This is a genomic window from Enterobacter sp. AN-K1 (assembly GCF_020971765.1).
In the GTDB taxonomy this organism is placed as follows: Bacteria; Pseudomonadota; Gammaproteobacteria; order Enterobacterales; family Enterobacteriaceae; genus Enterobacter; species Enterobacter hormaechei_C.
Window position 1 is genome coordinate 3,634,368 of the sequence record NZ_CP087390.1, and the last position, 16,566, is coordinate 3,650,933.

The 16,566-nt window shown below is 56.9% G+C and carries 16 protein-coding genes; 7 read left to right on the forward strand and 9 right to left on the reverse strand.

Annotated elements, in window-relative coordinates; translation table 11 throughout:
- Positions 1-56: 56 nt before the first annotated feature.
- The 7 genes from gpmA to modE form a co-directional block, all read right to left on the reverse strand.
- Entirely contained in the window at positions 57-809 is a 753-nt protein-coding gene (gpmA, locus tag LOC22_RS17280; protein ID WP_006809557.1) for a 2,3-diphosphoglycerate-dependent phosphoglycerate mutase, read from the reverse strand.
- 265 nt (positions 810-1,074) lie between these two features.
- On the reverse strand, positions 1,075-2,118 hold the full coding sequence (galM, locus tag LOC22_RS17285; RefSeq protein WP_230239081.1) for a galactose-1-epimerase: 1,044 nt from the start codon (positions 2,116-2,118) through the stop codon (positions 1,075-1,077).
- Positions 2,112-3,260: a galactokinase gene (gene galK, locus LOC22_RS17290; RefSeq protein ID WP_023324336.1), complete on the reverse strand. Its 1,149-nt coding sequence runs from the start codon at positions 3,258-3,260 to the stop codon at positions 2,112-2,114. The genes galM and galK overlap by 7 nt, the downstream gene beginning before the upstream one ends.
- A gap of 2 nt (positions 3,261-3,262) precedes the next feature.
- A complete protein-coding gene (gene galT / locus LOC22_RS17295; protein ID WP_047053050.1) occupies positions 3,263-4,309 on the reverse strand; it encodes a galactose-1-phosphate uridylyltransferase in 1,047 nt (348 codons plus the stop codon).
- A 9-nt stretch (positions 4,310-4,318) separates the two neighbouring features.
- Positions 4,319-5,335 carry a UDP-glucose 4-epimerase GalE gene (gene galE / locus LOC22_RS17300; protein ID WP_003858554.1) on the reverse strand — a complete coding sequence of 339 codons (1,017 nt, stop codon included), beginning with the start codon at positions 5,333-5,335 and terminating at the stop codon, positions 4,319-4,321.
- 201 nt (positions 5,336-5,536) lie between these two features.
- Positions 5,537-7,009, reverse strand: a complete 1,473-nt coding sequence (gene modF / locus LOC22_RS17305) for a molybdate ABC transporter ATP-binding protein ModF (protein ID WP_230239082.1) — start codon at positions 7,007-7,009, stop codon at positions 5,537-5,539.
- A 67-nt stretch (positions 7,010-7,076) separates the two neighbouring features.
- The gene (gene modE, locus LOC22_RS17310) at positions 7,077-7,865 is read right to left on the reverse strand and encodes a molybdenum-dependent transcriptional regulator (protein WP_015571099.1); all 789 of its coding nucleotides are present in this window, start codon (positions 7,863-7,865) and stop codon (positions 7,077-7,079) included.
- Positions 7,866-7,992: 127 nt separating this feature from the next.
- Here modE and LOC22_RS17315 point away from each other — a divergent pair, with 127 nt between their 5' ends.
- From LOC22_RS17315 to modC, 4 genes are all read left to right on the forward strand, one after another.
- Positions 7,993-8,145, forward strand: a complete 153-nt coding sequence (locus tag LOC22_RS17315; RefSeq protein WP_003858549.1) for an AcrZ family multidrug efflux pump-associated protein — start codon at positions 7,993-7,995, stop codon at positions 8,143-8,145.
- A 178-nt stretch (positions 8,146-8,323) separates the two neighbouring features.
- Positions 8,324-9,100, forward strand: a complete 777-nt coding sequence (gene modA / locus LOC22_RS17320) for a molybdate ABC transporter substrate-binding protein (protein WP_230239083.1) — start codon at positions 8,324-8,326, stop codon at positions 9,098-9,100.
- Positions 9,097-9,789 (forward strand): molybdate ABC transporter permease subunit, encoded by a 693-nt coding sequence (gene modB, locus LOC22_RS17325; RefSeq protein WP_003858545.1) that lies wholly within the window; start codon positions 9,097-9,099, stop codon positions 9,787-9,789. Before modA ends, modB begins: the two co-directional genes overlap by 4 nt.
- The gene (gene modC / locus LOC22_RS17330) at positions 9,789-10,847 is read left to right on the forward strand and encodes a molybdenum ABC transporter ATP-binding protein ModC (protein WP_017694124.1); all 1,059 of its coding nucleotides are present in this window, start codon (positions 9,789-9,791) and stop codon (positions 10,845-10,847) included. The genes modB and modC overlap by 1 nt, the downstream gene beginning before the upstream one ends.
- Here modC and LOC22_RS17335 read toward each other — a convergent pair whose 3' ends face one another.
- The gene (locus tag LOC22_RS17335; protein ID WP_017384949.1) at positions 10,848-11,666 is read right to left on the reverse strand and encodes a pyridoxal phosphatase; all 819 of its coding nucleotides are present in this window, start codon (positions 11,664-11,666) and stop codon (positions 10,848-10,850) included.
- A 119-nt stretch (positions 11,667-11,785) separates the two neighbouring features.
- On the opposite strand from LOC22_RS17335, the gene pgl reads away from it, so the two are divergent.
- Positions 11,786-12,781 (forward strand): 6-phosphogluconolactonase, encoded by a 996-nt coding sequence (pgl, locus tag LOC22_RS17340; RefSeq protein WP_017694123.1) that lies wholly within the window; start codon positions 11,786-11,788, stop codon positions 12,779-12,781.
- Positions 12,782-12,884: 103 nt separating this feature from the next.
- Here pgl and LOC22_RS17345 read toward each other — a convergent pair whose 3' ends face one another.
- Positions 12,885-14,168, reverse strand: a complete 1,284-nt coding sequence (locus LOC22_RS17345; RefSeq protein WP_230239084.1) for a putative acyl-CoA thioester hydrolase — start codon at positions 14,166-14,168, stop codon at positions 12,885-12,887.
- Positions 14,169-14,391: 223 nt separating this feature from the next.
- On the opposite strand from LOC22_RS17345, the gene hutI reads away from it, so the two are divergent.
- Together hutI and hutG are read left to right on the forward strand one after the other, a co-directional pair.
- Positions 14,392-15,615 (forward strand): imidazolonepropionase, encoded by a 1,224-nt coding sequence (gene hutI / locus LOC22_RS17350; protein WP_032670311.1) that lies wholly within the window; start codon positions 14,392-14,394, stop codon positions 15,613-15,615.
- Entirely contained in the window at positions 15,612-16,550 is a 939-nt protein-coding gene (gene hutG / locus LOC22_RS17355; RefSeq protein ID WP_015571092.1) for a formimidoylglutamase, read from the forward strand. The genes hutI and hutG overlap by 4 nt, the downstream gene beginning before the upstream one ends.
- Positions 16,551-16,566 lie beyond the last annotated feature (16 nt).

The window sequence follows — 16,566 nt, forward strand, 5'->3', positions numbered from 1 at the left end:
TCCCGGGCAATAAAAAAGCGTGGATTGCTCCACGCTTTTTTTATGTCCGGCGAAAATTACTTCGCTTTACCCTGGTTCGCCACGGCCGCCGCTTTTGCAGCGATTTCGTCGGCGTTACCCAGGTAGTAATGTTTAACTGGCTTGAAGTTTTCGTCGAACTCGTACACCAGCGGCACGCCGGTAGGGATATTCAGCTCGAGGATTTCATCTTCACCCATGTTGTCCAGGTATTTCACCAGCGCACGCAGGGAGTTACCGTGAGCAGCGATAATGACGCGCTCGCCGCTTTTCAGGCGTGGCAGAATGGTTTCGTTCCAGTAAGGCACAACGCGGTCGATGGTCAGCGCCAGGCTTTCGGTCTGCGGCAGTTCAGCCTCAGTCAGCTTCGCGTAACGCGGATCGTGGCCCGGGTAGCGCTCGTCATCTTTGCTCAGCTCTGGAGGCGTGACCGCAAAACCACGACGCCACTGCTTAACCTGCTCGTCACCGTATTTTTCTGCGGTTTCCGCTTTGTTCAGACCTTGCAGCGCACCGTAGTGACGCTCGTTCAGTTTCCAGGATTTCTCAACCGGCAGCCAGGCCTGATCCAGCTCGTCCAGAACGTTCCACAGGGTATGGATGGCACGTTTCAGCACAGAGGTGTAAGCAAAGTCAAAGGTGAAGCCTTCTTCTTTCAGCAGTTTACCTGCCGCTTTTGCTTCGCTCACGCCTTTCTCGGACAGATCAACGTCATACCAACCGGTGAAGCGGTTTTCGTTGTTCCACTGGCTTTCGCCGTGGCGCACCAGGACAAGCTTAGTATTAGCCATTTCTTACTCCTCAAGCATTTTGAATGATAACAATTCTCATTATATTGCCGTGACTGTGCCAGCAGCAACGCTTAACCCTAACCATAGCGAAAATAGTTCGAGAGTGTAAGATGCATGTGAATCCAGGGTTATGATTTTGTCTGCGATCGCCGCTATTTTCAGCAAGGCGGAGATAAAAAAGCCCTCGCGATGAGGGCCAGTCTTTTTTGCCGGATGGCGCTTCGCTTATCAGGCCTATATTCGTAGGCCCGTGCGCCGCCGGACATTAAGCGCGTGGAATGAAATGATACTCGGTGACGCTTACGTACTCTTCACCCGGACGTAGCACGCAATCCGGCTGCGGCCATTCAGGATGGTTAGGCGTGTCCGGAAGGAACTCGCTTTCCAGCGCCAGTCCTTGCCAGGCGCCGTAGGCGTCATGTTCACGCGCCGTGGTACCCTCCAGATAGTTACTGGAGTAGAACTGTAGGGCGGGGGCGGTGGTGTAGACCGTCATCTGTAACTTCTCATCAGCAGACCAGACCTGTGCGGCAGGTTGAGAAAGATCGCCTTTTGCCTGCAACAGGAACGCGTGGTCGTAGCCTTTCACCTTGCGCTGATCGTCATCACTCAGGAAATCCTGAGCAATGGTTTTCGGCTGACGGAAATCAAAGCTATTTCCGCTTACCGGTTTCAGCCCCTGATAAGGGATACCCATCTCATCGACCGGCAGATACTCATCCGCCAGGATCTGGAGTTTGTGGCTGCGGACATCGGTCTGATTACCGTCAAGGTTGAAATAGGCGTGGTTAGTCAGGTTGACCGGGCACGGCTTATCGACGGTCGCGCGGTACTCAATGGCGAAGCGATTATCTTCGGTCAGGGTGAAGCGCGCTGTTGCGGTGAGATTGCCCGGGAAGCCCTGGTCTCCATCGAGGGAGTCCAGAGAGAACCAGACCTCACCGTCATTTTGCTGCACAATCTTCCAGCGACGTTTATCAAACCCTTCCGGGCCGCCGTGTAGCTGATTTTCGCCCTGGCTGGCAAGCAGAGAATACGATACGCCGTCCAGCGTAAACTGGCTTCTGGCGATGCGGTTAGCGTAGCGGCCTATGGATGCGCCCAGAAAAGCGGTCTGCTCGATATACTGCTCCGGCGATGCGCAGCCAAGCAGGGTTTCGCGCACGCTGCCGTCAGGCATCGGTACGCGGGCAGAAAGTAACGTTGCGCCCCAGTCCATCAGCGTAACCACCATCCCGGCGCTGTTGCGCAGGGTTAACAGGCGATACGGCAGACCATCCGGTGCGAGTGTTGGTGTTTCGTTTAGCACTGTCCGGCTCCTTGTGATGCTTTGCAGACATAGAAAGTTTCTTTGATGCCCGTTTTGGCTTCGTACTGTTTAGCCACCGCGTCCTGAATGGCAGGGACCAGCTCTTCCGGCACCAGGGCGACGACGCACCCGCCGAATCCGCCGCCGGTCATACGCACGCCGCCTTTGTCGCCAATCGTGGCTTTCACAATTTCAACCAGGGTGTCGATTTGCGGCACGGTGATTTCGAAATCGTCACGCATGGAGGCATGCGATTCGGCCATCAGCTCGCCCATCCGTTTCAGGTCACCTTTCGCCAGCGCGGAGGCGGCTTCTACGGTACGGGCATTTTCCGTCAGTATATGACGCACGCGCTTCGTGACAACCGGGTCCAGTTCGTGAGCAACCTTGTTAAATTCATCAAGTGAGACATCACGCAGGGCTGGCTGCTGGAAGAAGCGCGCGCCGGTTTCGCACTGTTCGCGACGGGTGTTGTACTCGCTGCCCACCAGGGTGCGTTTGAAGTTGCTGTTGATGATCACCACAGCCGCACCTTTAGGCAGCGGAACCGCTTTGGTTCCGAGGGAGCGGCAGTCAATCAGCAAAGCGTGTTCTTTCTTGCCCAGCGCGGAAATCAGCTGATCCATAATGCCGCAGTTGCAGCCCACGAACTGGTTTTCCGCTTCCTGACCGTTGAGGGCGATCTGCGCCCCGTCCAGCGGCAGATGATAAAGCTGCTGGAACACGGTGCCGACCGCCACTTCCAGCGATGCGGAAGAGCTTAATCCGGCCCCCTGCGGCACGTTGCCGCTGATCACCAGATCGGCCCCGCCGAAATTCTTGTTACGCTTTTGCAGGTGCTTCACCACGCCGCGAACATAGTTCGACCACTGCTGGCTGTCGTGGGTCACGATCGGCGCATCGAGGGAAAATTCGTCAATTTCGTTGCCGTAATCCGCGGCGATCACTCGCACGTGACGATCGTCGCGTTTCGCGCAGCTGATCACCGTCTGGTAGTCGATGGCACACGGCAGTACAAAACCGTCGTTATAGTCGGTGTGCTCGCCGATCAGATTAACGCGGCCTGGCGCCTGGATAACATGGGTGGCAGGGTAGCCAAATTTTTCAGCAAACAGGGATTGTGTTTTATCTTTCAGACTCATTTTTAGACTCCTGATTCGCGGTAATGGACGTCGCTAACGGCACGCAGACGTTCTGCCGCCTGTTCCGCCGTCAGGTCGCGCTGGGTTTCCGCCAGCATTTCATAGCCCACCATGAATTTACGTACCGTCGCAGAACGCAGCAGCGGCGGGTAGAAGTGTGCATGTAACTGCCAGTGTTGATTCTCTTCGCCGTTAAACGGCGCGCCGTGCCAGCCCATGGAGTAGGGGAAGGAGCACTGGAAGAGGTTGTCGTAGCGGCTGGTCAGTTTTTTCAGCGCCAGCGCCAGGTCGTCACGCTGGGCGTCGCTGAGTTCGGTAATGCGCTGAACATGGGCTTTCGGCAGCAGCAGCGTCTCAAACGGCCACGCCGCCCAATAAGGGACCACCGCAAGCCAGTGCTCGGTTTCCACCACGGTACGGCTGCCATCCGCCAGCTCACGCTGGGTGTAATCCACCAGCATCGGCGAACCGTTCTGGGCGAAATAGGCTTTTTGCAGTCGGTCCTCACGCTCGGCTTCATTCGGCAGGAAGCTGTTCGCCCAGATCTGACCGTGCGGATGCGGGTTGGAGCAGCCCATCGCCGCGCCTTTGTTTTCGAACACCTGCACCCAGGGATAGCTCTGCCCCAGCTCTGCGGTTTGCGCCTGCCAGGTGCTGACCACCTCTTTCAGGGCATCCACGCTCAGCTCCGGCAGCGTTTTGCTGTGATCGGGCGAGAAGCAGATCACGCGGCTGGTGCCGCGGGCGCTTTCGCAGCGCATCAGCGGGTCATGGCTTTCCGGCGCGTCTGGCGTATCGGTCATCAGCGCGGCAAAGTCATTAGTAAACACGAAGGTGCCTTGGTAGTCCGGGTTTTTATCGCCCGTCACGCGCGTATTGCCCGGGCAGAGGAAACAGTCCGGATCATGCTGCGGCAGCGTCTGTTTGGCAGGCGTCTCTTGCGCCCCCTGCCAGGGGCGCTTGGCGCGATGCGGTGAAACTAAAATCCATTGCCCGCTGAGCGGGTTAAAACGACGATGCGGGTGATCGACGGGATTGAATTGCGTCATGACAAATCCTTAATCCGGATAACCCTGCGGATGGCGTGACTGCCAGTGCCAGGTATCCTGTGCCATTTCATCAAGCGTGCGGGTGACACGCCAGTTAAGCTCTTTATCCGCTTTGGTGGCATCGGCCCAGTAAGCCGGGAGGTCGCCATCCCGGCGGGGAGCGAAGTGATACTTCACCGGCTTGCCGCAGGCTTTACTGAAGGCATTCACCACGTCCAGCACGCTGCTGCCGATCCCGGCGCCGAGGTTGTAAATATGCACGCCCGGTTTATCCGCCAGCTGCTGCATCGCCGCCACGTGGCCGTCGGCCAGATCCATGACGTGAATGTAATCGCGCACGCCGGTGCCATCTTCGGTGGGATAATCGTTACCAAAAATCGCCAGGGAATCGCGGCGCCCTACGGCAACCTGCGCGATATACGGCATCAGGTTATTAGGAATGCCCTGCGGATCTTCGCCCATATCACCTGACGGATGTGCGCCGACCGGGTTGAAGTAGCGCAGCAAGGCGATGCTCCACTCAGGCTGGGCTTTTTGCAGGTCGGTCAGGATCTGCTCTACCATCAGCTTGCTTTTGCCATACGGGCTTTGCGGCGTACCGGTCGGGAAGCTTTCAACGTAAGGGATTTTTGGCTGATCGCCGTAGACGGTCGCGGAGGAGCTGAAGATAAAATTTTTAACGTTGGCCGCACGCATGGCGGAGATCAGACGCAGGGTACCGTTGACGTTGTTGTCATAGTACTCAAGCGGTTTTGCCACCGATTCGCCAACCGCTTTCAGGCCCGCGAAGTGGATAACGGTTTCAATCGCGTGATCGTGAAGGATTTCAGTCATCAACGCTTCATTGCGGATGTCGCCTTCCACGAAAGTCGGCTGTTTACCCGAAAGGCGTTCAATGACCGGCAGCACGCTGCGCTTACTGTTGCACAGGTTATCAAGAATGACGACATCGTGGCCGCTTTGCAGCAGTTGCACACAGGTATGACTTCCTATGTAACCGCTACCACCTGTTACCAGAACTCGCATATTTCGCTCCATTAGGCTTATGGTATGAATTAACCATAGCATATCAGAGACGCGAAAAGTGTGACATGGGATAAAATAGTGGTATCGTTTACACTGGTTTTCACACGCGCTTTTTCACAGACTGAGTGCATTGTAGATCAAAGAGATAGAGATGTATTGTTGCAGGTTGTCTGAAAAGCGGAGGGCAGCGCCCTCCACGCGTTAATCGATTTTGCTCAGCAGGTAGCGGTATTGCTCGCGGTCAGGGACAAATTCCAGCCGATGGGTGATACAGGACGGGGCATCTTCAGCATGGTGGGACACAAACAGCAGCTGGGTTTCACCTTCGCTAATCAGGACATCCACAAAGCGGCGGATCAGCTGACGGTTGAGCGGATCCAGCCCCTGCAACGGTTCGTCAAGAATCAGCAGCGTAGGGTGCTTGACCAGCGCGCGGACGATCAATGCCAGCCGCTGCTGCCCCCACGACAGGCTGTGGAATGGCGCATCGGCGACCCGGTTATCCATACCCAGAATATCCAGCCACTGCTGCGCCAGCTTGTGCTGCTTGTCGGATACCGCCTGATAAATACCAATGGAGTCGAAGAAGCCAGAGAGGATCACGTTTCGCACCGTGGTGCTCACCCGGTAGTCCAGATGCAGGCTGCTGCTGACATAGCCGATGTGCTTTTTGATATCCCAGATGGTTTCCCCGCTGCCGCGGCGACGGCCGAACAGGGTGAGATCGTTGCTGTATCCCTGCGGGTGATCCCCGGTGATCAGGCTCAGCAGCGTGGATTTACCCGCTCCGTTGGGGCCGACGATCTGCCAGTGCTCACCAGGATTAACCGTCCAGCTGAGGTGATTAAGAATAGGGCGATCGTCGTAAGCAACCAGCCCATCGCGCAGCACAATGCGCGGCTGGTCAGGCTCCAGCCCGTGGCGTGCCGAAGGCGCATCCGGCTCCGGCAGGGCAATACCGTCCAGTTTCTCGCTGTGCGCCAGCTGCGCAATCAGCGCCTGCCGAAGCAGTACGGCTTTCTCGCCGGTTTCGGTCAGGCTACAGTCCGCCAGCACGCCCGCATACTGTACGAAATCCGGGATCTCATCAAAGCGGTTAAGAACCAGCACAAGCGTGTATCCCTGCTGGTTAAGCGACGCCAGCAACGCTGCCAGCTGCGCGCGGGATTGCACATCCAGTCCGTCAAACGGTTCATCCAGGATCAGGAGTTCCGGCTCGCTCATCAGCGCCTGACACAGCAGCGTTTTGCGCGTTTCACCGGTTGAAAGGTATTTAAAGCGGCGATTAAGCAGGGCGGTAATGCCAAATTGCTCCGCCAGCTGCTGACAGCGGGCAGGATCTTTTATCTCATCCTGGATAATTTCCGCCGTCATGCGGCCGGTATCTTCTTCGCCGGGGCTGAGCAAATCGGTATTGTTACGCTGCCACTCATCGCTGACCAGCTTTTGCAGCTGTTCGAAGGAAAGGCGCGTCAGCCGGGTAAAGGTGCACCGACGTTCACCCTTCAGTTGGGTTAATTCGCCTGCCAGAGCGCGGGCCAGCGCGGATTTTCCGCTGCCATTCGTGCCCACAAACGCCCAGCTTTCTCCGGCGCGAAGGGTTAACTCTGGCAGCGATAAGGTACGGGTATCGCTAAGACGAAACGTGCCTTGCGAAATATGCAATGATGACATGTGTTATCCCATTTTTTGCAGCAACAGATGTCAGGGATACTCAGTGGAAGCAGGGTTGTCAATGCGCTTAGCACAATGTGGCGATAATTACCCTGTCTGCATTGAAATATGCGGTCACCACAGCACCTTCGTCTAATTCGGTCGCGTCGTTCACCGGAACGGTGGCGCAGAGCAACTGTCCATCCGGCAGGGTCATCAGCACTTCACATTGTTCTGCGCCGCGCTCGATGTGGCTGATACGCCCGCGTAGCTGGTTGTCGGCCTCTGCGGCCTGCTCAGGGTTGAGTGCGATGCTGATCCAGGGCGCTTTGAGTAATACCAGCACCTCCTGACCTTCGTTCAGCCCAAGGCGTTGACCACTTTGCGCGGTGATGGCGGCTTTCAGGCGCGTCGTACCGTCCGCGAGCAGAATCTCTATATGCTCCTGCACCTGCGAATGATCGCGCCCCGTCACCGTACCAAACCACTGGTTGCGGGCGCTGGTCTGCAAAGAGAAACGGGAGATGGCGCCCAGCAGGCTGTCCAGCGGCAGGTTGTCGTCATCGCTCAGCACATCAAATGCTTTTTGCTGGATCTGCGCCAGTAAATCGTAGAGCTGGATCAGACGTTGCCCGTAACGCGTCAACACGGCGCCGCCGCCGCCTTTCCCGCCGGTGGCGCGCTCAACCAGCGTATGTTCGCTCAGGGTGTTCATGTCGTTAATCGCATCCCAGGCGCTTTTATAGCTGATGCCGGCGTTTTTGGCTCCCTGGCTAATCGAGCCAGTTTGTTCTATTTGTTTTAACAGGGCGATGCGTCGCGGATCGGCGAAAAGCTTCTGCTGAAGTCGTAGTGTGAGGAGAATTTCGGCCTGCATAACAGTGTCCCGGCAAAAAGGCTATTGTGACCCAAATGCCCGGGGGCGGAAAGCGCACCGCACAAAAGGGGATGTTTTTCTTACTTTTCAGGGTAGAATAAGCCGTTCACAAGATCTGGAGAAAACCATGTTAGAGTTGTTGAAAAGTCTGGTATTCGCGGTAATCATGGTGCCAGTAGTGATGGCTATCATCCTCGGTGCCATCTACGGCCTGGGTGAAGTGTTCAACGTCTTTTCGAACATTGGTCATCGTCGTGACCAGCCTAAAAAGCAGCAATGATTTCCTCCAAAACGCCCGGCCAGCCCGGGCGTTTTGCTCTCAAGTTTATTCCTTTCCCGCCGATATCTTTTACAACGTTCCTTGAGTTTACGCATTAATGGGTACGATTTAGCGCTAGGAACGCCTGCGATATATCGTTATATTTATTTGTATATAACGACACGCACAGGAGCTTCAAATGGCACGTTCATGGGTACGCCTTTTCGCAGGGGCAACGCTGACTCTCTCACTCACCGCCCACGCACTGGCGGATGAAGGAAAAATCACGGTCTTTGCGGCGGCGTCGCTGACTAACGCGATGCAGGATATTGCTGCGGTATACAAAAAAGAGAAAAACGTCGAGGTGGTCTCGTCGTTTGCCTCCTCGTCCACGCTGGCCCGCCAGATTGAAGCGGGGGCACCCGCGGATCTGTTCATCTCTGCCGATCAGAAATGGATGGATTACGCGGTGGAGAAAAAATCTGTTGATACGGCTACCCGCGAAACGCTGCTGGGAAATAGCCTGGTGGTGGTCGCGCCCACAAACAGCAAGCAGGACGACATCGCCATCAACAAACAGACGGACTGGACCCGTCTGCTCAACGGTGGCCGTCTGGCGGTAGGCGATCCGGAGCATGTTCCTGCCGGGATTTATGCGAAAGAAGCGCTACAAAAACTGGGTGCATGGGAGACCTTATCGCCGAAGCTGGCTCCCGCAGAAGATGTGCGTGGCGCGCTGGCGCTGGTGGAGCGTAACGAAGCGCCACTCGGGATCGTTTACGGCTCCGATGCCGTCGCCAGTAAAGGTGTGAAGGTGGTGGGCACCTTCCCGGAAGACTCGCATAAGAAAGTAGAATATCCTGTTGCGATAGTTGATGGACATAAAAATGCGAGCGTGACGGCCTTCGTTGACTACCTGAAGGGGCCGGAAGCGTCCGCTATCTTTAAACGTTACGGATTTACGACTCACGAATGATATTGACCGAACCTGAATGGCAGGCCGTGCTGCTGAGCCTGAAAGTCTCTTCCCTGGCGGTTGCGCTGAGTTTGCCCTTTGGGGTGTTCTTTGCCTGGTTACTGGTTCGCGTGAAGTTTCCAGGCAAAGCCCTGCTCGACAGTGTTCTCCATCTTCCGCTTGTCTTACCGCCTGTGGTGGTCGGATATCTGCTGCTGATCTCCATGGGGCGGCGCGGTTTTATCGGCGAATGGCTGTACGACTGGTTCGGACTGACCTTTGCTTTCAGCTGGCGCGGCGCGGTTCTGGCCGCGGCAGTAATGTCCTTCCCGCTGATGGTGCGCGCTATCCGCCTGGCGCTGGAAGGGGTGGATATCCGGTTAGAACAGGCCGCCCGCACGCTGGGCGCAGGCCGCTGGCGGGTATTCCTGACCATTACGCTTCCGCTCACGTTACCGGGCATTATCGTCGGTACGGTGTTAGCCTTCGCCCGCTCGTTGGGTGAGTTTGGCGCGACCATCACCTTTGTGTCGAACATTCCCGGCGAGACGCGGACCATCCCGTCGGCCATGTATACCCTGATTCAGACCCCGGGCGGCGAAGGTGCGGCGGCCCGGCTGTGTATTATTTCGATTGTGCTCGCTCTGGTCTCGCTGCTGGTATCTGAGTGGCTGGCGCGCCTCAGCCGTGAACGGATGGGGAAATCGTGATGCTGGAACTCAACTTTACGCAAACCCTGGGCAGCCACACCCTGACGCTGAACGAAACGCTGCCTGCCAGCGGTATCACCGCCATTTTTGGCGTGTCCGGGGCGGGGAAAACGTCGCTGATTAATGCGATTAGCGGCCTGACGCGTCCCCAGTCTGGCCGTATTGTGCTAAATAACCGCGTCTTAAATGACGCGGAGAAGAAGGTCTGCCTGTCACCGGACAAACGCCGTATCGGCTATGTGTTTCAGGATGCGCGCCTGTTTCCGCACTACAGCGTTCGCGGGAACCTGCGTTACGGCATGGCAAAAAACATGGCCGGACAGTTCGATAAGCTGGTGGCGCTGCTGGGCATCGAACCGCTGCTGGATCGTCTGCCGTCGTCGCTGTCGGGTGGTGAAAAACAGCGCGTGGCGATTGGCCGCGCCCTGTTAACCGCGCCGGAACTGTTGCTGCTGGATGAGCCGCTGGCCTCGCTGGATATTCCGCGCAAGCGCGAGCTGCTGCCGTATCTGCAACGTCTGGCGCGGGAAATCAATGTGCCAATGCTCTACGTCAGCCATTCGCTGGATGAGATCTTACATCTGGCCGACAAAGTGCTGGTGCTGGAAGCGGGCAGGGTGAAGGCATTCGGCAATCTGGAGGAGGTGTGGGGCAGCAGCGTTATGCATCCATGGCTGCCAAAGGAGCAGCAGAGCAGCATTCTGAAGGTGAGCGTGCTGGAGCACCATCCGCACTACGCGATGACCGCGCTGGCGCTGGGCGATCAGCATTTGTGGGTGAATAAAATCGATACGCCGATTCAGTCCACGTTACGGATCCGCATTCAGGCGTCGGATGTCTCCCTGGTCCTGCAACCGCCGCTGCAAACCAGTATCCGCAATATTTTGCGCGCAAAAGTGGCGCAGTGTTTTGATGATAACGGCCAGGTGGAAGTGCAGCTGGAAGTAGGCAACAGAACGCTGTGGGCGCGCATCAGCCCGTGGGCCAGGGATGAGCTGGGCATCAAGCCTGGCCTGTGGCTTTACGCGCAAATCAAGAGCGTTTCCATAACCGCCTGATTACAGCAGGTGGGTATAAATATACTGCGCGATGCTGTCGGTGGTGTTATCGCCAATCACCACGTCAGCGCGCGCTTTCACCGCGTCATCGGCATTACCCATCGCCACGCCCGTTCCGGACGCTTCCAGCATGCTGATGTCGTTATAGTTATCGCCGAAGGCAATTACGTCCTGCATTGATCCGCCCTGCGATTCAACGAACTGGGTCAGACGCTTTCCTTTGCTGTTGCCTTTGCGGGCGATATCCACCTGATCGTGCCAGGACCATTCACATTCCAGACCCAGCGTATGCTCGACATGTTTTGCGAAAGTATTCAGTTTGGCGGTGTCTTCATCGGTCAGGGCAAATTTCCAGATTGCGTCGACGTCTTCCGCCGCCTGGCGCAGGGAGGAAACCTGAGTGAACACCGGACGCTGCGCTTCCGGCAGAGACAGAGCCCAGTTGCTGGTGCGGATCACATGGCCGGTAGGGCGTTCATACACCATGGCGTTGTCCACATACATCAGGCCGTGAATGGCATGCTCATCCAGTAAATCAATCAATTGCAGCGCCTGCGTAACGGGAAGCGGATCGGAGGCTAAAACCTTTTTTGCCTGATAATCATACAAATAGGTGCCATTACAACAAATTGCAGGTGTATCTAAGCCCAGTGCCTGATAAAAAGGATGAATGGCTACGTGATGTCGACCCGTTACGATGAGAAGTTGATACCCCGCTTCCTGGGCTCGTTTGAGGGCCTCAAGAGAAGAGGGGAGCAGGGTTTTCTGAGGGGTAAGCAGTGTTCCGTCTAAATCCAGGGCAATCACTCGCGAGGTCATTTTTTCTTCCGGGTTAATGTTGAATTTAAGGTCTGTCGGGATGGTACACCGAGAGCGGAACCCTGCAAAATCCCGGACTACAATTCAGCATTCACCGTTAAAAATAATCAGGAGTATTCATGAAACAAACCGTTTATACCGCCAGTCCTGAAAGTCAGCAGATCCATGTCTGGCGTTTGAATACAGAAGGTTCGCTTACGCTGGTTCAGGTTGTTGATGTGCCAGGCCAGGTGCAGCCGATGGTCGTCAGCCCGGATAAACGTTTTCTTTATGTCGGCGTACGCCCGGAATTCCGCGTGCTGGCATACCGCATCTCCCCGGACGACGGCGCGCTGACCTATACCGCAGAAGCCCCGCTGCCGGGCAGCCCGACCCATATTTCCACTGACCATAAAGGCAACTTTATCTTCAGCGGCTCCTACAATGCAGGCTGCGTGAGCGTCACCCGCCTGGAAGACGGTATTCCCGTTGAAACCGTCGACGTGGTAGAAGGGCTAGAAGGTTGCCACTCCGCCAACATTTCGCCGGATAACCGCACGCTGTGGGTGCCAGCGCTTAAGCAGGACCGCATCTGCCTGTTCACCCTGAGCGATGACGGCCATCTGGTCGCGCAGAGCCCGGCGGAAGTCACCACCGTGGAAGGCGCAGGCCCGCGCCACATGGTCTTCCATCCGAATCAGCAGTATGCCTATGTCGTTAACGAGCTGAACAGCTCGGTAGACGTGTGGGAGCTGAACGATCCTAACGGGCAGATCGAGTGCGTACAGACGCTGGACATGATGCCATCTGATTTCTCCGACACACGCTGGGCGGCAGACATTCACATTACGCCGGATGGCCGTCACCTGTATGCCTGTGACCGTACCTCCAGTCTGATCACCGTCTTCAGCGTCTCCGAAGACGGCAGCGTTCTGGCAGTTGAAGGCTTCCAGCCGACAGAAACCCAGCCGCGCGGCTTTAATGTCGATCACAGCGGCAAATACCTGATTGCGGCGGGGCAGAAATCCCACCACATTGCGCTCTATGAAATCCAGGGCGTGCAGGGTCTACTGGAAGAGAAAGGACGCTATGCGGTCGGACAAGGGCCGATGTGGGTTGTGATTAACGCTCATTGATCCGTAGACGAAAAAAAACCTCGCAAATGCGAGGTTTTTTTATGCGCGGTTAATGCATGAGGTAGGCCGGGTAAGGCGCAGCCGCCACCCGGCAGCAGGCATTTTACTGCTTCGGCTCAGCAACCACTTTGCTACCCAGACCGCGGTTGTTATATTCCCACATGCGGTTAAAGTTAGCGTCATTCAGGTTACGCTGCACGTTGTCTTTCTCATCCACCGTGCCGGTGTTGCCGGAGAAAGGACGTTTCGAGATCGCCGCATCCGCCCACGGTTTTGCCATGTTAAAGCCTTCGTTAATCACGCTGTCGCGGATCACGACCTGGCCGTTAGTGGCGGAGTCCACGTCCAGAGAGCGACCAAGCTGCGCCACGCCATCGCCAGCAGCAGTAAAGCGGCTATTCACGGCCAGGAAGCCATAGAACAGGTTAGACTGCGTGGCCGGGGCAAAGACGTAACCTTCCTGCTGCGTACGTGAATTCACCACGCGGAAGTCGGTGTTATCAAATACCACCGCGCCGCGGCCAGAGACCATATCCACGTCGCCTTCAATGTAGCTGTTGGTGACCAGAGTACGCGTCAGACGGTTGTTCTGAAGGGTATTCTGCACGCCGCTGTTGGTCACGAAGAAGATGTTCTGGCGGCCCAGGATATTGACGTTGTTAATCTGTACCTTGTCGCCATCGCTACGCAGCGCCACGGCCTGATGATTACCTGCGTCAACGCTGTCGCCCAGGGTGTTCTGAATGGTCAGGTTCTGCAATTGCAGGCCATTGTTCTGTGACCAGAATACCGCTGAACACATCACGCCAATGGTGGCGGCACGCTTGCGCTGGCAGTTATCAAACATATACCACGCCGGTTTACCTGGCATGTATTTACCGGCCGGGTTCACCAGATGGCGCCAGGTGGTGCTGTCGATCTCTGAATCAATCGCCAGGCCAATTTTTACGTCGACCGCTTTTTCGCCCAGGCCGTAAAGCGTAATGCTTCCCGGTGCCGCCGGAACATAAACGGTTCCTTCGTATTCACCCGGCAGGATGGCAATGTACTGACGAGATGCGCTGTGTTTGGTAATTGCGGCATCAACGGCTGCCTGAATAGAGGTGTGTGTAACGCCCTCTGCCCCGGCCGGGCCGACAACGAAGTCTGGCTGTTTCGGCAGGTTAATAGAAGAAGGCGTCCACGGGGCTGCATTGGGATCCATCGCCGAGAAATAGTGCGCACGGGTGAAGTTCTTCGCTTCAGCCGCTGACAGGATCGGACGGGAAGCGGTGCCCGGAGCAACCTGCTCAGAAGGTTGCTGATCCGGTGGTGTTGAACTGCAAGCGGATAAAGTCACGCCAAAGGCGAGTGCCAACGCCAGACGGGAAATCCTGGAAATATTCAAGGTAATGCTCCTGGGTATGCAAGTCTTATCTGGATAGACGAAATAGCCTGCTTTTTTATACTAAGTTGAGCGAAACGGGAAGATAAAAACCGGAAAAGTTGCATTTTTGCCCGCAGGCGACGGGAAAGTCATCACAAATAAATAACATTTTCCCCCAATGCGGTTGACAGCAGGCGGCAGATGAAAATAAATGTCTATACAACCCATGACAAGTGGAAGGCACATGCAGCAGCTTCATCCCGATGATGTGATATGGCGAAATGCGCGACTGGCAACCCTGGCGACAGGTGAGGCGGAGCCCTACGGCCTGAGAGAACAACATGCCCTCGTTGTGCGCGGCCAGACGATTCTGGCCATTATTCCTGAATCCGAGATCCCCTCCGGGCATCGTCAGTGTGTCGATCTCGACGGGCGTCTGGTTACCCCCGGCCTGATCGATTGCCACACCCATCTGGTGTTCGGCGGCGATCGCGCAGCGGAATGGGAGCAACGGCTTAACGGCGTGTCATATCAGACCATTAGCGCGCAGGGCGGCGGAATTAACGCCACGGTCACGGCCACCCGCAACAGTTCGCCGGAAACGCTCCTGACGGTGGCGCAGCAGCGACTCCAGCGGCTGATGAATGAAGGCGTAACGACCGTTGAAATCAAATCGGGATACGGACTGAATGCCGAAGCCGAAGAGAAAATGCTGCTGGTTGCCCGCCAGCTCAGCCTGAATAATCTGGTCGATATCAGCCCGACGCTGCTGGCCGCGCACGCCGTTCCTGCCGAGTACCGACAGGATCCGGATGCCTATCTGGCGCTGGTCTGTGAGCAGATCATGCCCACGCTGTGGCAAAAAGAGTTATTTGAAGCGGTGGACGTGTTTTGTGAAAACGTCGGCTTTACCCCGGCGCAAACCGAGCGCCTGTTCCGGGCCGCCGCCGCGCTCGGGATCCCGGTAAAAGGGCATGTAGAACAACTGTCGAATCTCGGCGGCGCGGCGCTGGTCAGCCAGTATAAAGGGCTGTCGGCCGATCATATTGAGTATCTCGATGATTCAGGTATTCAGGCGATGGCGCAAAGCGGCACGGTGGCGGTATTGCTCCCCGGCGCGTTCTATTTTCTTCAGGAGCGCCAGCGTCCACCGGTAGCGCAGCTGAGAGAGCAGGGCGTGCCGATGGCGGTGGCTACCGACTACAATCCGGGCACCAGCCCGTTTGCCAGCCTGCATCTGGCAATGAACATGGCCTGCGTCCAGTTTGGCCTCACGCCGGAAGAGGCCTGGGCTGGCGTGACGCGGCATGCGGCGCAGGCGCTAGGACGTGGTGCGACGCACGGGCAGTTAAAGCCCGGTTATGTGGCTGATTTCGTCGTCTGGGAGGCGAATCATCCGGTTGAGATGGTTTACGAGCCGGGGCGGAATCCTATGTATCAACGCGTGTTTCGGGGGCAGGTAGCATGAAACTGTGGCATCCCGTCTCTCCGCAGGTCTGGCAGGGTCGTGACGACAGCGCCGAGTCCAGCACCGCGAAACGTCTCTTCCAGACCATACAACAGCGCGAACACTTTTCTCCCGCGCCGTCAGGCATCGCCCTGCTGGGCTTTGAATGTGATGAAGGGGTTAAGCGTAACCAGGGCAGGCCCGGTGCTGCACAGGCGCCCGATGTGTTGCGTGGCGCGCTGGCGAATATGGCGAGCCATCAGGGGCATGCGCGCCTCGTGGATATGGGCGCTATTTATGTTGAAGGCCACGCGCTGGAGGCGGCACAGCAGGCGCTGAGCGAGGCCATAACCGCGTGCCAGCAATCCGGGATGCGTACTCTGGTTTTCGGAGGTGGACATGAAACCGCCTGGGCGCACGGGCGCGGCGTGCTGGACGCCTTTCCGAACGATCGCCTTGCGGTGATCAATCTGGATGCGCACCTCGATTTACGCAAGGCCGAACGGGCAACGTCCGGCACGCCGTTCCGCCAGCTGGCGCACTACTGCGCGTCTCAGTCGCGGGTGTTTCACTACGCCTGCCTGGGGGTAAGCCGTGCGGCGAATACTCAGGCGCTGTGGGAGGAAGCTGAGCGGTTGAACGTGACGCTGGTTGAAGATCTCGATTTTCGCCGGGATGCGCTATCCGCGCTGGATAGCGTGCTTGCGCAGGCAGACCGGGTTTATCTCACCGTTGACCTCGATGTGCTGCCTGCCGCAGAAATGCCCGCCGTGTCCGCCCCTGCGGCGTTGGGGATCCCGGCGCTGGATCTGTTCCCGGTGATTGAGCGTATCTGCCGAAGCGGTAAACTACAGGCGGCGGATCTGGTGGAATTTAATCCGCACTACGATCGGGACGGTCAGGGCGCTAAGCTCGCCGCCCGACTGGCCTGGCAAATTGCTCACTGGTGGGCATAACAACATTCAAGGAGTC

Coding starts and splice junctions, on each gene's coding strand:
- pgl (WP_017694123.1), top strand. CDS start 11,786: ATGAAACAAACCGTTTATACCGCCAGTCCTGAAAGTCAGCAGATCCAT.
- modE (WP_015571099.1), bottom strand. CDS start 7,865: ATGCAGGCCGAAATTCTCCTCACACTACGACTTCAGCAGAAGCTTTTC.
- galK (WP_023324336.1), bottom strand. CDS start 3,260: ATGAGTCTGAAAGATAAAACACAATCCCTGTTTGCTGAAAAATTTGGC.
- modA (WP_230239083.1), top strand. CDS start 8,324: ATGGCACGTTCATGGGTACGCCTTTTCGCAGGGGCAACGCTGACTCTC.
- galT (WP_047053050.1), bottom strand. CDS start 4,309: ATGACGCAATTCAATCCCGTCGATCACCCGCATCGTCGTTTTAACCCG.
- modB (WP_003858545.1), top strand. CDS start 9,097: ATGATATTGACCGAACCTGAATGGCAGGCCGTGCTGCTGAGCCTGAAA.
- LOC22_RS17335 (WP_017384949.1), bottom strand. CDS start 11,666: ATGACCTCGCGAGTGATTGCCCTGGATTTAGACGGAACACTGCTTACC.
- modC (WP_017694124.1), top strand. CDS start 9,789: ATGCTGGAACTCAACTTTACGCAAACCCTGGGCAGCCACACCCTGACG.
- galE (WP_003858554.1), bottom strand. CDS start 5,335: ATGCGAGTTCTGGTAACAGGTGGTAGCGGTTACATAGGAAGTCATACC.
- modF (WP_230239082.1), bottom strand. CDS start 7,009: ATGTCATCATTGCATATTTCGCAAGGCACGTTTCGTCTTAGCGATACC.
- hutI (WP_032670311.1), top strand. CDS start 14,392: ATGCAGCAGCTTCATCCCGATGATGTGATATGGCGAAATGCGCGACTG.
- hutG (WP_015571092.1), top strand. CDS start 15,612: ATGAAACTGTGGCATCCCGTCTCTCCGCAGGTCTGGCAGGGTCGTGAC.
- gpmA (WP_006809557.1), bottom strand. CDS start 809: ATGGCTAATACTAAGCTTGTCCTGGTGCGCCACGGCGAAAGCCAGTGG.
- LOC22_RS17315 (WP_003858549.1), top strand. CDS start 7,993: ATGTTAGAGTTGTTGAAAAGTCTGGTATTCGCGGTAATCATGGTGCCA.